Source organism: Acinetobacter amyesii (genome assembly GCF_023499985.1).
GTDB lineage: Bacteria > Pseudomonadota > Gammaproteobacteria > Pseudomonadales > Moraxellaceae > Acinetobacter > Acinetobacter amyesii.
The window spans coordinates 270,466-284,758 of record NZ_JAMCOU010000032.1 but is presented as its reverse complement, the minus strand read 5'-3'; the positions used below and the strand labels follow the sequence as shown (position 1 = coordinate 284,758).

Sequence of the window (14,293 nt, the reverse complement as noted above, 5' to 3'; positions counted from 1 at the left end):
CTTGACAAAATACTGTAAAAATATTAAAGTTCTGCCGCATTAGGGGCGTCGCCAAGTGGTAAGGCACCGGGTTTTGATCTCGGCATCCGTTGGTTCGAATCCAGCCGCCCCTGCCATCTAATTCTCCAATTTGCCAACCGCCAAGGGTGCTTCATGCCCAATCTTGTCGTTTTTAGTGGATCTGCACATCCACAATTCGCCCAAAAAGTCGTTAGCCACCTTCACATCCCTCTAGGTGCTGCATCTGTAGGTCAATTTTCTGACGGTGAAATCGCTGTCGAAATTACTGAAAATGTTCGTGGTAAAGACGTATTCATCGTACAACCAACTTGTGCTCCAACTAACGATAACCTTATGGAAATCTTAGTTATGGCTGATGCTTTGCGTCGAGCAAGTGCTGGTCGTATCACTGCTGTCATTCCTTATTTTGGTTATGCTCGTCAAGACCGTCGTCCACGTTCAAGCCGTGTGCCAATTACAGCAAAAGTTGTTGCAGATATGCTCACAACTGTTGGTATTGACCGCGTTGTCATGATCGACCTTCATGCTGACCAAATCCAAGGTTTCTTCGATATTCCTGTAGACAACATCTACGGTACTCCTGCACTTTTAGCAGATCTTCGTCAACAGTCACACGACAACTTAATGGTTGTTTCTCCTGACGTTGGTGGTGTAGTACGTGCGCGTGCTGTAGCTAAGCAAATGGGTGATATCGATCTTGCGATCATCGACAAACGCCGTCAAAAAGCGAATGAATCTCAAGTAATGCACTTGATCGGTGACGTTAAAGGCCGTGACTGTGTCATCGTTGATGATATGGTGGATACAGCAGGTACATTGTGTAAAGCTGCTGACGCACTAAAAACTTTTGGTGCTCGCAAAGTTGTTGCTTACGCAACTCACCCTGTACTTTCTGGTAAAGCTTTAGAAAACTTGAAAAACTCTGTGATTGACGAATTGGTTGTAACAGACACTATTCCGCTTTCAGAAGAAGCTCAAGCTCTTGGTAAGATTCGCCAAGTTTCAGTTGCAAGTATGGTTGCTGAAACAATTCGTCGTATTAACAACGAAGAATCTATTAGCGCAATGTTCGATTCTTATCTATAATATAGCGCTAAATTTAAAAGCCCTGCCTTTTGGTGGGGCTTTCTATCACTAGACTGGTCGAAGGTCTAGTCAATTAAACTTAAATAGGAATGTCTATCATGGCAAACTTCGTATTAAATGCAGTAGCACGTGAAGAAGCAGTACAAGGGAAAGGTTCGAGCCGCCGCCTTCGTCTTCAAAATAAAGTACCAGCAATCATCTACGGTGGTGCAGCTGAACCTGTAGCAGTTACTTTGGAACTTCGCGAACTTGTTAAAGCTTTAGAAAACAACGCATTCTTTGAAGAAGTTGTTGAAATCAACATCGACGGTAAAGTTGAAAGCGTTAAAATCCAAGCTTTACAACGTCACCCAGCTAAAAACACTCCTATGCACGCTGACTTCAAACGCGCATAAGTGTTAAATGGTGTAAATGAGTGAGTAAACTTTCACTGATTGTTGGTTTGGGTAACCCAGGTTCTGAGTATGCCCAAACCCGCCATAATGCAGGCTTCTGGTTTGTAGAACGCCTTGCAGAACAATATGGCATCCAACTCAAAGCTGATCCTAAATATAAAGGCATCAGTGGTCGTGGTAATATCGAAGGTCAAGACGTTCGTCTGCTGTTACCCACAACCTTTATGAACCTCTCTGGTCAAAGTGTTGTTCCCTTCGCCAAATTCTATCAAATTGCTCCTGAAGCAATACTTATCGCACACGATGAACTTGATATGAACCCTGGTGTCATTCGCCTGAAAACTGGCGGTGGTCATGGTGGTCATAATGGTTTGCGCGATATCGTCCCGCATATTGGTCCAAATTTCCATCGTTTACGTATTGGTATTGGGCATCCTGGTTCTAAAGAACGTGTCTCAGGCCATGTCTTAGGTAAAGCACCAAGTAGTGAACAAGGTTTAATGGATGATGCTATTGCACATGCCTTATCACGTACTAAATTGTTGGTAAGTGGTGAGATTCAGCAAGCCATGAACCAGATCAACGCTTACAAATAGAACTGACAATTCCACAAATTGTTGAACAATACTTATTGCCATCTGAATGATTTCAGAGCAAAATGCGCTTGCATTTGACTGCTCACCCAGCATTCAAGAGATTGTTCCACCATAAGATACGATCTTAGGTCTACCAAGGAGACGCTAGCCATGCTATCTCGTTTATTAAAAGCTAAAATCCACCGTTGCGTCGTTACACAAGCAGAATTACATTATGAAGGTTCTTGTGCAATTGACGGTATTCTTCTAGATTTAGCCGGTATCCGTGAATATGAAGAAATTCATATGTGGAACGTGACTAATGGTAAGCGTTTTACCACTTATGCCATTCGTGGTGAAGAAGGTTCTGGCATTATCTCTGTAAATGGCGGTGCTGCTCACCAAGCAGATATTGGCGACTTGTTGATTATCGCAACTTTTGGTGATTTCACAGAAGCTGAAGCAAATGCACATAAGCCACGCTTAGTCTATGCGAACCCAAACAACACGGTGAACCACACAGCGAACTGTATTCCAGTTCAAGTCGCTTAATTCAAGCATTTAAAGATTCTAAAAAGCCCGCAAAATTTGCGGGCTTTTTTATGGCTGAACTATGCATTATTGACTGCAAAAATTCAGTATTAGACGCATATCACTACATATAACTCAACAGCTCAATTTATCTACCCTGCTCTCGGGCCCTTCCACCATGCTTGGTTTTGTTTACAATCAAAGGGCTGTAAATGCTCTCCGACCAAACCCACCAACAAAGGCTGACCATTTTCTTGTACCTTTAGCTCTGCATATTGCGCATCGCGATAGCACGACTCCAAGCCTTCAGCAAATAAAAAGCTGCTCGCAGCGGGATATAAACCCTCAAATCTATTGTCAGGATTTTTGAGCACCAGTTTTGTAGATGAGCTTGGATACTGCGCTAACAACTCTGGGTTGAAACTGGTTCGAATCACTCTACGCTGTGCATCAAGCTGCACATAACTCACAATACTTTTTTGATCGACAAAATAATCACGGTGTAAATTTTCAGCATCGTTCACTTTGGCTGTCTGCCTATTGGCAGATTGCTCTTTTGATGACTGACCCCCAAAATAGAGCTGATAATTCAAGGCCATATAATCCCCTTGAATCAAAGAGCGTGGATCGACAGGCTGCAGCTTTACATAAATACTCTGACTGTTTGCCAGATACCATTCATGACGTGCAATCATCAGCACAAATAAAAGAATACTGAGTACAGCCAAACCAATAGGAAGCATTTTTTTATTGAGTATGTTCATCACACATCTCCCCCTTGTTTAAGCTGTATCGCAGATAACATCTTGGTAATGCCAAGCAGCAAAAGGCCAGAGATCAAAATCGTTAAACTTTTCAATAAAAAACTCAGACCCAAATTGTAGTACAGCATCCATAAGCTAAAAATGATCAACACGATGCTCAGGGCTTTAACCAAAGATTGCTGATAGACCTGCGCCCATGCCAATAAAACCAATAACAAGAAAATTCCAAAATAGCCCATCGCAATCAGCACAAGACCCAATAGCAGTAACGGCCATTTTTCGCTCCCCGCCTGTTTTTTCTGATTTGCGATGTAAAGGCCAAGCCAAACTACAGGCAACAGATAACCGATAAACAGGTCAAGAACACCATGTTGGGTCTGTTCAAACTGTAGAACGTTATTTGACAACGTCTGCAACACCACACCCGCCAATACGATGCATAACATCCATAACACAACACTTTTTCGATACATCGTGTGCAACCAAGCTGTTGCACTCCCGAGCAAGAAAATGAGTAGAATATAATTCAATCCAATCACAGCTAAGATGACATGTTCATCGCTCATAAAAAGATCGGCATCAAATAGTGTGGCCACTGCAAGGCCGTATCCTGCAATGAGTTGAATAAAAACAATAAACCAATGCATTCGACTAAACAAACAGAGCAAGATAACGCCAATTTGCAACACTAAAATAAACGAAATGCTATTGGTTAAGCTCTCTGTATGTATGAAGACCGCAGATTGGCCACATACCCATAAGCAGTAAGCAAATTGGCGACTAAAGACAATTTTAGCACTTCGAATCAACCACCAAGCCACAGCCACAAAAACTAAGCCCATGACGATCGAAAACGCTTTCCAATAGGTCAGCAATAAGCTCGATAAAATAATGCCTGCCAACCATGCCCCAATCGCTAAAGGAATAACCGCAAATTTAGTCTGTGGCAGAAATTTCATCAGTGCCCAACTGATCACCGCAAACCAAGCAAATATCAGCAAGGCAAAAACCAACAATCCTGCACTCGAGTCAGATAAAATATGTTCTGCCCATTGGAAAATCAAAATACTGAAACTCGCGGCGAGACCTGCAGCTTGTAAACTGGTTTCTAATGCACGATGTTGTCGATAAAAATAGATAATCAGATAAATTGGAAGCAACAATGCAAAAATTAAATATTGCCATTGATACTGATCTGCCCCATTTCCACAGTATAAAAACATGCAATACATCGACATTAATGTAATGAATGCAATAAATACAAAGCGCAGTGCAGCATAATATTTCAAACACAAGGTCACACATATTGCCGTCAATATATTCATACAAAGTAAATACCACCATGAATGATCAACGATTAAATAGCTTTGTTTAAAATATAAAAATAATGCCAATTGGCTGATCAAACACAGTACCGCAAAGACTCCGATATTCGGTCGATATAACCAAGGTAAAAGCAGCAAAACCCACACCAAAAACAACAGATAACTGTCTGCACCTGTTTGATAGACCTGCCCAATCACAGCCAAACTCAATCCGAGCAACAAAGCACTTAAAGCATCTAAACTTTGCTGAATCCAAGCATGCCTTGCAAAATATACACTCATCACAGCACTCAGTAGCAACAGCAACATTGGAATTGCCAATTGAATGAATTTTGGCAACATCAACCAGTTTGCCGCGATCAAATACACGAAACTGGCAGCTATCAGTGCAACACCAATCACTTGCAGATACCGAATAACCTGTACATCTTGAAACAGATCTGTTGAAAACTCTTGATCTAACTGTGAACGATGCAGCTTTATATTCTGCTGCTGAGAATGCTGAGGAACGGTCATTTTTTATCATTATGCAATCATGGTTGATTTATCGGCACGATAGCATGCTTTGACACACTTTATATAAATGCTTACAAATCCAATCTTATAACTTTACTTATCTAAAATTTTGCAAATGATTCTAAGCAATAATCCCCCCATCATCACTCAAACAGGTCTATACTAAAGACACATCGCTTCAGGGCGGGGTGAAATTCCCCACCGGTGGTAAATTTGCTGGGTTGAAAGCCCTGAAAAAAGCCCACGAGCCAATCGTTTAAACGCGATTCGCAGATCAGGTGCAATACCTGAGCCGACGGTATAGTCCGGATGAAAGAAGACGACGTCACATCTCTATATCATTGATCATTTTCAATATATATCGTAACGCCACTATTTCACATGTCCTGAAATGTTCAACCGTATCTAAAATTTACGCGAGCGTTTCAATGTCTAGTTTAATTCAACCCGAAATTTTCTTTTCTGCCCTTCCACCTGCAGAACAGCGCATGCTGCAAGCCTTAGAAGACATTCGTCAAGGCAAGCCTGTTTTAGTCATGGACGATTTTGACCGTGAAAATGAAGCCGACCTGATTGTTGCTGCAGAAACACTCACTGTAGAAACCATGGCACGTATGATTCGTGACGGTTCAGGAATTGTCTGCCTGTGTTTAACCGATGCTCAAGCCAATCATTTAGAACTTCCACCCATGGTGTCTGATAACTCTAGCCATTTTAAAACTGCCTTTACTGTCACCATTGAAGCTGCGGAAGGTGTTACTACTGGCGTTTCAGCAAAAGACCGAACAACTACAATCAAAGCCGCAATTAAAGATGGTGCTGTGGCTAGTGACTTAAACCGTCCGGGTCATGTTTTTCCTTTACGTGCGCGTGAAGGCGGCGTATTGACCCGTCGTGGGCATACTGAAGGGACTATTGATTTGGCACGTCTGGCCGGTTTAAAACCCGCAGGTGTTTTGTGTGAATTAACCAACCCAGACGGCACAATGGCGAATGGCGTACAAGTTTTAGCGTATGCACAAACCCATCATTTGACTGTACTCACCATTGAAGAAATTGTGCAATATCGTTTACAGCACAATCTCTAGTGCGAATTAATTAAAGCTCTACACGTTCATAAAAAAGGCTGATTGAATCAGCCTTTTTTATTTTTTACTGCACATTTCAAGTTAAGAATTAAACCGTGAATATGCTATAGATCCCGTAGATGGCAACTACCACTAAAATCAACCCACACAGTGCCAACAATTTTTTATACCAGCGTGATTTCGACAATCGATGAAAAGACAAATACACCAAAGACAAGGTTGCGAAATCTAAAACGATCCAACTCAGGGTCAACACAATTAAACTCAGATTAAGATGAGGAGTAATTCCTACAAACTGCGGAAAAAATGACGCGAAGAAAATAATATCCTTAGGATTTGAAATCCCCACAATTAGTCCTTGCTTACCCCCCCTTGTGCTGCTTTTAACTGCAGAGATTGTGCAGTGGGCTGTATAGTTACTTCTTTTAAAATATCAAATCCAATATAAGCAATATATAAACAACCCAGTATTTTGATACCATCGAGCCAATGCGCATTAACATTTAAAATGCCTTTTAAAACACACACTGACAGCACAATCAAAATCAGTGACGCAAAATTTGTCCCGACAATGGTTTGAAATGCCTTTTTATATCCACCTTGTAAACCTGAACTTGCGACCAACAGCATGACAGGTCCAGGTGTTGCAATCATCACGATGACTGCCACACAATATAAAAAGTACTCCGAATAATTCACGCTGAGATTCCTTCACTTATTTTTTTACATCACGATAAATTTCATACATAAAAAAAGAGGACTTAGTCCTCTTCATCCATGTTTTGCAATAAATGCAAGCGAATGGCATCTGCTCTTAAAAATGCCAAATCATAGCTGGCTGTGGCGAGTGCCAAAACACGACGCTCAAATTCATCCCACAACGGTCGCACCTGTTTGTAATGTATCCCGAGTCCACTTTCATCTGTGAAATGACGGTTTTTTTCGCAGAGCTTGAGTGCGTGATACAGTTTACGGCCTTTGCTTGCATCTGGACGTAAGCGAACTCGCTTAGACAAGACAAAGCCTTCGACATGGATGATATCTGCTTGAGGCAACATCGGTATTAAAATTTGATCTAATTGTGCATCTAAACGACACCAAATGGCCGTGTGTTGCTCTGCTGTATAGGTATTCCATTTTATGACTTCATGGTTAAAGCGGCGGCAACCACGACAGACTGAATCACCAAATACCGTAGAACAACGCCCTGCACATGGGGTTAACGAGGCAATTCGACGATCAGTACTCAAAACCGGCTCCATTCAATCAATATTTATGGGATAAAAACAAGTCGGCATGACTATACACGCTAAAACTACTGAAATGAAGCTATGATCAAATGTGTGGTTAAAAGCCATCGCTTTACTCGCTTATTCATCCAAATCACGGTAGAATGTGCGCCTTAATTTTTATCCTGTTTATTCATTTGGAGTACTCCATGAACGCTACTGTAGAACAGCTTGCACCTGTAGAACAGCAAGCGACCTCTGGTTGGGTTGTTGCCGCACTTTATCAATTCAAAGAAGTTCAAGATCCTGCCGATCTTCAACAACGTCTTTTAGACTTGGTAAAAACCATCAACCTTTGCGGTACTCTAATTGTGGCAGGTGAAGGTATTAACGGTACTGTTGCCGGTGACCGTAAATCTGTAGATATCATCCATCAATTCCTTCTCAATGAAGGCTTTAATGCGATGGAATACAAAGAATCGCATAGTACGGATAAACCATTCCGTAAAATGAAGATCAAACTGAAAAAGGAAATCGTGACTTTAGGTGTGGAAGTGAAACCACGTGATTTAGTCGGTCACTATCTTGATCCTAAAGAATGGAATGAACTAATTGCACGTGATGACGTAATCCTAATTGATACACGTAACGACTATGAATACAAAGCAGGTACATTTAAGGGTGCGATTGACCCGAAAACTGAGACTTTCCGTGAATTTCCTGAATACGTGAAAAAAGAGCTTGAGCAGCATAAAGATAAGAAAATTGCCATGTTCTGTACAGGCGGTATTCGCTGTGAAAAATCAACCTCACTTTTACTTCAAGAAGGCTTTAATGAGGTTTATCACCTTAAAGGCGGTATCTTAAAATATTTAGAAGAAACCCCTGTTGAAGAAAGCTTGTGGGAAGGTGAATGTTTCGTATTTGACGGTCGTACTGCTGTCACTCACGGTATGGAAGAAGGCGAAAATATCAAATGTCACGCATGCGGTTGGCCACTGGCTCCTGCTGAAGTTGAACTTCCGAGCTACGAACACGGCGTATCATGCAAATACTGTATCGACAAAACTACTGAACAGCAAAAAGCAGGCTTCCGTATGCGTCAATCACAAATTGTGGCAGCAAAACGTAAGCGTCTCTAAGAAAAATTTGTTGTAACGATATATAAATAAAAGCCCTATTTTTAGGGCTTTTTTTACGCATTCTCAACAGTGACTTAATTTTTTTGACAAAATAACTATATCTGGTTATTTACGAGAATCAGTTCGCGCATTTATGCTTATTCTGATCAATTGATCCGAGAAAATCATTATAGATAATTGAAAAGGAAAGCATTATGCCAAAATTAATCAACTCTCCAATTGCAACCTCAAGGCGCCTTGCTTTACCCGCTCCCCGTGTAAAAGAAAGTGTAGGAGAATTAAAACACCTTCTTAACCAACAGTCGCATATTTTGATAGTCAGTGTTGCTACATGCATTGGTGCAATTTTTGCCTTATTTATTGCTTATACATTGCACTTACACCCCACTATGCTCAACATTCTTGGACTTTGTGTGATTCCATTTGCTTTATCTCTGAGCTTACGCCAAGTCTATATTCACACACTATTAAATATGGAACATGATGATTAATTTATGCACCTTGCAACGCTACTTATTGCAACTTTGTCCTACGCTGTTCAGTACATAAAACGATTTTTAAAGCTGCTAAAGCTCCGAAATCTAAATAAAATCCAAACTGAACAGCGTACACTCAATACTATAAAAACTATGATTCAAGCCTTTCAATTATTCAACCTTATATCATTCAGCATTGCTTAATGCCATCACGTATTCATACTTTTCCTTCTCATTGAGCCTACGTGCTACTTAAGACAAGATGAACTCAATATTTGTTGTTTTACTTAGGTGGTTTCAGGAATATTTAAAACGGAACTTTACCCACTGCGCTTTTCAACATAGGATAAATACACCTTTTCTCTGCCTTAGCTACCATGACTTTAACTGAATGGATCATTTCAATCATGGAACAATTGGGTTATCTCGGTATTGCCCTACTCATGTTCCTTGACAATGTCTTCCCCCCAATCCCCTCAGAAATCATCATGCCCTCGGCTGGCTATTCTGCCTCCCAAGGTCAACTACTCCTCATTGGTGTCATTATTTCAGGTTGTGTCGGTTCTTTACTGGCGGCTGCATTGCTATATTGGATTGGTTATAAATTTAAGCATGAATCCATCTTTCACTTCGTCGATCGCTATGGAAAGTATTTATTTATCAAATCGGCAGATGTAAAAAAATCTCTAGCATGGTTTGAGCAATACGGTCACCGCATTGTATTTTTCGGACGAATGATTCCAGCTGTGCGTTCTCTCATTAGTATTCCTGCTGGAATGAGCCGCATGCCATTTTGGAAGTTTATGTTTTATAGTGGTTTAGGTACGATTATTTGGACCACTTTTTTAGCTTGTATGGGTTTTTATTTAGGTGAAAATCAGCAGTTAATGCAGCAAATATTTAGTAAAGTTGGCCATGTGATTATTCTGATCACAGTCATCATTATTGCTTGGATTTTGTACCGTCGACATCAACGTCGACCTCGTTAATTTTTTGTTTTTGGGGCTTAAATGAAACACTATCTCCTACACTTTGCTGCTGTTTATAGCATCGCCTTGGTGCTTTTGATTACCGTATTAATTTTTGGATTAAATCTTGGTGGTATTACATTAATTCCTACATTGGTGGCATGTGCATTAATCAGCGTTGGGCATTTTGTAAAGAAAGAACAACGTGTGCCTAGCAACCATGAAAAGATCCAACTGGTTTGGGGCTCCAGTGCCGTTGCAATCATCATTGGTAGCTTTTTTGTGCTGTTCTTGGTGCTGATGAATCCCAATGCCGAAAGCATTATGAAGTCTGTGGATAATGCAGGCATTGGGCTAACTGCTGTGGTTATGCTTTGTTTGGTCGCCATTCATGGCACAATATTTCATATTGCCTATGGTTGGTATGCAGACTATTGCGCTAAAAAATTATAAATTTTTTCAATGTATTGCGTTAAAATTTAAATCATCACCACTTCAATGAAAGTTAAAATTCAGTGAAGACACTTCAGGTAAGTTATACTCGCACTTTATATAATGAAAACATGAACATTAAATAATGAAAAAATACATCATCACATTTAGCATTGCTTATGCACTCGCCATGGTTGCTGTCGCAGCCATCGAATCTTTCTTTGATTTACCTGGTGGTTCATCTATTACCTGTCTCATCGTTGGCGGTCTTGCTGCAGCATCTAGCTTTGTTAAAGACCATCAGCGAGTGCCAAATAAGTTAGAAAAGCGAACTTTGATTTGGAGCTGTATTTTAGCTTCCGTACTGATTAGTGTCGTCGCGACTGTCATTTGTCTCTTGATCTTCCCTGAAACCCAAGCCTTTATTCAAATGGCGCTAACGCAATTACCCGCTTGGGTCTGGCTGCTTGCTATCAGCTTTAGCTTATTCATCCATTATCTCATGTTGGCTTTATCTTTTGGATGGATGGCAAAGAGCTTCTTAAAAGCCAAACGTAGTTAAGCCTTTAGACTAACTTTGAATTGAAAAGGTATAGCGCTAAAAAAAGCACCCCAAGGTGCTTTTTTTAAATTTCGTCGAAATTAATTTGGTGTGTGATACATCAAATATAATTCGTTCAAATTGGTTGGGATTTCTTCTGCAAGTTCATCCATCAACTGACCATTACGACGGAAAGATTCCATTTGTGGATCTTCTTCATCAATGCCGCTGAACACCATGATTGGCAAAGTTAAATCTACCAATTGTTCTTCAAACTCATCGGTGAACCATGCATCTTCGTTTAGGAACATGGCATCAACGAAGCCAACACTCCAGTCACCAAGACTTGATTCAACATCGGCTTCTTCAATTTCAAATGGAAATTCAATACCATCTTCATTGGCAAGATTCTGACGAATCGATTCGAGCCATGCTTTTACTTGTGCTATAATTTCAGCAGGTACTTTTTTCTGATTGTTATCAAAAAGTTCGTCTAGCCATTTATCAAAAGCTGGGCCTACTGCAATTGCACATAAAAAACCATGAGTCGCTGCAAAATCTAGACCATGCTCGTTGTCATCGCCGTCTAGATAGTCACTCAAAAGGTCTAAATCTAAAGCACTCATTTCAAATCCAGAGTTAGAAACTTAATGCGTAAGCATAGCATTTTCAAACGCTATGCTAAATCGCTATTTAGTCTTCTTCGTCATCAAAATCATCGTCATCGTCGATGTCGTAATCAAAATCTTTAAGCTCACGTTCAAGACGGCGCTGAGCCAGAAGGTCATCAATAAGTCGGCGCTTTTCTAACGATTCTTTCGCGCTAGTTTTTGCACTGGCCTCATCGAAATTCACATCATCATCACCGTAGTTATCATCTAGTTCAAAATCTGTAGAAGACACCAAAACTACCTCATAATGAAAAAAATTGAAGGGGTCTAGCCGCTATTTATATGGGATATAAAATATTGTCAAGTTTTATTTGTTTTTTTAACAACTAAACTTTAAAAATAGGTCTTTTTTTCTTACCAAAACCTGTGGCATGATATAATCCACCCTGCGTCCTTCATTTTTATGACAGTCAAAGATGACTCGTAAAATAATCGATGCATGGGATGAACTTGAAAACAACAATTTCAGCCCCACCTAAATTACTGAATTTAAATTTTTAATATCTCATTGGACAGCTTGATGCTGTACCGTCCTAATGGGATAAGCCAGCTATTAACAAGATTTAATGAGACGATCGTGCTAAAATGCACGGTTTTTTACTGCCACAGATTCAACGAAGAGTAAGCAAAGATGAGCGATATGACTTCCCCTACTTCTCAAGTAGCGGCTCTGATTAGCCGAGGCAAAGAGCAAGGTTACCTAACTTTCGCCGAGGTTAACGATCATCTCCCGGACTCAATCACTGAAAGTGAACAGATTGAAGACATCATTCAGATGTTGAATGACGTGGGTATTCCGGTACATGATCGTGCACCAGAAACTGACGATACAATGTTTGAAGGTGGCAGCGAAGCGACTGACGAAGTTGCTGAAGAAGAAGCCGCTGCTGTACTTGCATCTGTTGAAAATGAACCCGGTCGTACCACTGACCCTGTGCGTATGTATATGCGTGAAATGGGTACAGTTGAGCTTTTGACACGTGAAGGCGAAATTAGCATTGCAAAACGCATCGAAGAAGGTATTCGTGACGTTTTACATTCTATTGCTTATTGGCCAAATGCAGTCGAAGTTGTATTACAAGAATATAAAGATTATGAAGCGGGTGAACGCCGTTTAGCTGATATTCTTTCTGGTTATTTAGATCCAGAATCTGACGAAGCCATCCCAGAAGTGATCGATGAAGATGATTCTGAGATCGATGAAGATGAAGCGTCAACCAACAAGCCAACTAAAGATGTCAAACTTGATGATGACGATGAAGAAGAAGAGTCAGAAGGTGATGATGATTCTGAAGGCGAATCTGGTCCAGATCCTGAAATTGCTAAAGCACGTTTCACTGAGCTTGAACAAGCATGGTTAGTCACTAAAGCCGCGATTGAAAAACATGGTCGTAACAGTAAAGAAGCTGCTGCTGCACTTGAAGCACTTGCAACTGTGTTCATGATGTTCAAATTCACACCACGTTTATTCGACATCATCTCTGATTTGATTCGTAACACCCATGACCAAATCCGTACTTCTGAACGTGAAGTTATGCGCTATGCAGTACGTCGTGGTCGTATGGACCGTACTCAATTCCGTACGTCATTCCCAGGCCAAGAGTCTAACTTTGCTTGGTTGGATGAACAAATTGCTAAAGCACCTGCAGAAATGAAAGGCTATCTTGAAAAAGTCCGCCCTGACGTTCTGGCATTCCAACAAAAAATCGCTGACATCGAGAAAGAACTTGGTTTAGATGTTAAAGGCATCAAAGACATTTCTAAACGTATGTCGATTGGTGAAGCGAAAGCTCGCCGTGCGAAAAAGGAAATGGTTGAAGCTAACTTACGTTTGGTAATTTCGATTGCGAAAAAGTACACCAACCGTGGTTTGCAATTCCTTGACTTGATCCAAGAAGGTAACATCGGCTTGATGAAAGCGGTGGATAAATTCGAGTATCGTCGTGGTTATAAATTCTCTACTTATGCAACTTGGTGGATTCGTCAGGCGATTACGCGTTCGATTGCCGACCAAGCACGTACTATTCGTATTCCAGTACACATGATCGAAACCATTAACAAGATCAACCGTGTATCTCGCCAACTTCTTCAAGAAATGGGTCGTGAACCTACACCAGAAGAATTAGGTGAACGTCTAGAAATGGACGAAGTGAAAGTTCGTAAAGTGCTTAAAATCGCGAAAGAACCAATTTCAATGGAAACACCAATTGGTGATGATGAAGATTCGCATCTTGGTGACTTCATTGAAGACGGTAATATCACCTCTCCTATTGACGCTGCAACGTCAGAAGGCTTAAAAGAAGCAACACGTGAAGTTCTTGAAAACTTGACTGAACGTGAAGCGAAAGTCTTGAAAATGCGTTTCGGTATCGATATGCCAACCGACCATACCTTGGAAGAAGTGGGTAAACAGTTTGACGTAACACGTGAACGTATTCGTCAGATTGAAGCAAAAGCTTTACGTAAATTACGTCATCCTTCTCGTTCTGAACACTTACGTTCTTTCCTTGAGAATGACTAATCTATCTATAGG

At 40.7% G+C, this 14,293-nt stretch carries 16 protein-coding genes, 1 tRNA gene, 1 pseudogene and 1 riboswitch; of the genes and pseudogenes, 12 read left to right on the top strand and 6 right to left on the bottom strand.

Going from position 1 to position 14,293, the window contains the following annotated elements:
* Nucleotides 1–41: 41 nt before the first annotated feature.
* The 5 genes from M5F03_RS11265 to panD all read left to right on the top strand — a co-directional run bounded on the left by M5F03_RS11265 (nucleotide 42) and on the right by panD (nucleotide 2,629).
* Nucleotides 42–116, top strand: a tRNA-Gln gene (locus M5F03_RS11265).
* Between the two features lie 37 nt (nucleotides 117–153).
* Nucleotides 154–1,107, top strand: a complete 954-nt coding sequence (locus M5F03_RS11260) for a ribose-phosphate pyrophosphokinase (protein ID WP_078191360.1) — start codon at nucleotides 154–156, stop codon at nucleotides 1,105–1,107.
* A 98-nt stretch (nucleotides 1,108–1,205) separates the two neighbouring features.
* The gene (rplY, locus tag M5F03_RS11255; protein WP_249708359.1) at nucleotides 1,206–1,502 is read left to right on the top strand and encodes a 50S ribosomal protein L25; all 297 of its coding nucleotides are present in this window, start codon (nucleotides 1,206–1,208) and stop codon (nucleotides 1,500–1,502) included.
* Nucleotides 1,503–1,522: 20 nt separating this feature from the next.
* Nucleotides 1,523–2,098 (top strand): aminoacyl-tRNA hydrolase, encoded by a 576-nt coding sequence (gene pth, locus M5F03_RS11250; protein ID WP_078192180.1) that lies wholly within the window; start codon nucleotides 1,523–1,525, stop codon nucleotides 2,096–2,098.
* Nucleotides 2,099–2,248: 150 nt separating this feature from the next.
* A complete protein-coding gene (gene panD / locus M5F03_RS11245; RefSeq protein ID WP_078191363.1) occupies nucleotides 2,249–2,629 on the top strand; it encodes an aspartate 1-decarboxylase in 381 nt (126 codons plus the stop codon).
* Nucleotides 2,630–2,760: 131 nt separating this feature from the next.
* Here the strand turns inward: panD and M5F03_RS11240 are convergent, their stop codons facing one another.
* Nucleotides 2,761–3,372: a GDYXXLXY domain-containing protein gene (locus M5F03_RS11240; protein ID WP_249708358.1), complete on the bottom strand. Its 612-nt coding sequence runs from the start codon at nucleotides 3,370–3,372 to the stop codon at nucleotides 2,761–2,763.
* On the bottom strand, nucleotides 3,372–5,213 hold the full coding sequence (locus M5F03_RS11235) for a DUF2157 domain-containing protein (RefSeq protein ID WP_249708357.1): 1,842 nt from the start codon (nucleotides 5,211–5,213) through the stop codon (nucleotides 3,372–3,374). The genes M5F03_RS11240 and M5F03_RS11235 overlap by 1 nt, the downstream gene beginning before the upstream one ends.
* A 171-nt stretch (nucleotides 5,214–5,384) precedes the next feature.
* A riboswitch (FMN riboswitch) is annotated at nucleotides 5,385–5,538 on the top strand.
* 103 nt (nucleotides 5,539–5,641) lie between these two features.
* Here M5F03_RS11235 and ribB point away from each other — a divergent pair.
* Nucleotides 5,642–6,301 (top strand): 3,4-dihydroxy-2-butanone-4-phosphate synthase, encoded by a 660-nt coding sequence (ribB, locus tag M5F03_RS11230; protein ID WP_249708356.1) that lies wholly within the window; start codon nucleotides 5,642–5,644, stop codon nucleotides 6,299–6,301.
* 88 nt (nucleotides 6,302–6,389) lie between these two features.
* Here ribB and M5F03_RS11225 read toward each other — a convergent pair.
* Nucleotides 6,390–7,000: pseudogene (locus M5F03_RS11225) on the bottom strand (LysE family translocator).
* Between the two features lie 62 nt (nucleotides 7,001–7,062).
* A complete protein-coding gene (locus M5F03_RS11220) occupies nucleotides 7,063–7,551 on the bottom strand; it encodes a DUF1289 domain-containing protein (RefSeq protein ID WP_168378110.1) in 489 nt (162 codons plus the stop codon).
* A gap of 188 nt (nucleotides 7,552–7,739) precedes the next feature.
* Here M5F03_RS11220 and trhO point away from each other — a divergent pair, with 188 nt between their 5' ends.
* The 5 genes from trhO to M5F03_RS11195 all read left to right on the top strand — a co-directional run bounded on the left by trhO (nucleotide 7,740) and on the right by M5F03_RS11195 (nucleotide 11,110).
* A complete protein-coding gene (trhO, locus tag M5F03_RS11215) occupies nucleotides 7,740–8,672 on the top strand; it encodes an oxygen-dependent tRNA uridine(34) hydroxylase TrhO (protein ID WP_249708354.1) in 933 nt (310 codons plus the stop codon).
* 194 nt (nucleotides 8,673–8,866) lie between these two features.
* Nucleotides 8,867–9,163, top strand: a complete 297-nt coding sequence (locus tag M5F03_RS11210; RefSeq protein WP_249708353.1) for a hypothetical protein — start codon at nucleotides 8,867–8,869, stop codon at nucleotides 9,161–9,163.
* Between the two features lie 362 nt (nucleotides 9,164–9,525).
* Nucleotides 9,526–10,137 (top strand): DedA family protein, encoded by a 612-nt coding sequence (locus M5F03_RS11205; protein WP_111885305.1) that lies wholly within the window; start codon nucleotides 9,526–9,528, stop codon nucleotides 10,135–10,137.
* A 21-nt stretch (nucleotides 10,138–10,158) separates the two neighbouring features.
* Nucleotides 10,159–10,569 (top strand): ABZJ_00895 family protein, encoded by a 411-nt coding sequence (locus M5F03_RS11200; protein WP_078191370.1) that lies wholly within the window; start codon nucleotides 10,159–10,161, stop codon nucleotides 10,567–10,569.
* A gap of 124 nt (nucleotides 10,570–10,693) precedes the next feature.
* Nucleotides 10,694–11,110 (top strand): ABZJ_00895 family protein, encoded by a 417-nt coding sequence (locus tag M5F03_RS11195; protein ID WP_180023224.1) that lies wholly within the window; start codon nucleotides 10,694–10,696, stop codon nucleotides 11,108–11,110.
* Nucleotides 11,111–11,190: 80 nt separating this feature from the next.
* Here the strand turns inward: M5F03_RS11195 and M5F03_RS11190 are convergent, their stop codons facing one another.
* On the bottom strand, nucleotides 11,191–11,715 hold the full coding sequence (locus M5F03_RS11190) for a YecA/YgfB family protein (protein ID WP_078191372.1): 525 nt from the start codon (nucleotides 11,713–11,715) through the stop codon (nucleotides 11,191–11,193).
* Nucleotides 11,716–11,782: 67 nt separating this feature from the next.
* On the bottom strand, nucleotides 11,783–11,992 hold the full coding sequence (locus M5F03_RS11185) for a PA3496 family putative envelope integrity protein (RefSeq protein ID WP_078191373.1): 210 nt from the start codon (nucleotides 11,990–11,992) through the stop codon (nucleotides 11,783–11,785).
* A 399-nt stretch (nucleotides 11,993–12,391) separates the two neighbouring features.
* Here M5F03_RS11185 and rpoD point away from each other — a divergent pair, with 399 nt between their 5' ends.
* Nucleotides 12,392–14,281, top strand: a complete 1,890-nt coding sequence (gene rpoD, locus M5F03_RS11180) for an RNA polymerase sigma factor RpoD (protein ID WP_078192191.1) — start codon at nucleotides 12,392–12,394, stop codon at nucleotides 14,279–14,281.
* Nucleotides 14,282–14,293 lie beyond the last annotated feature (12 nt).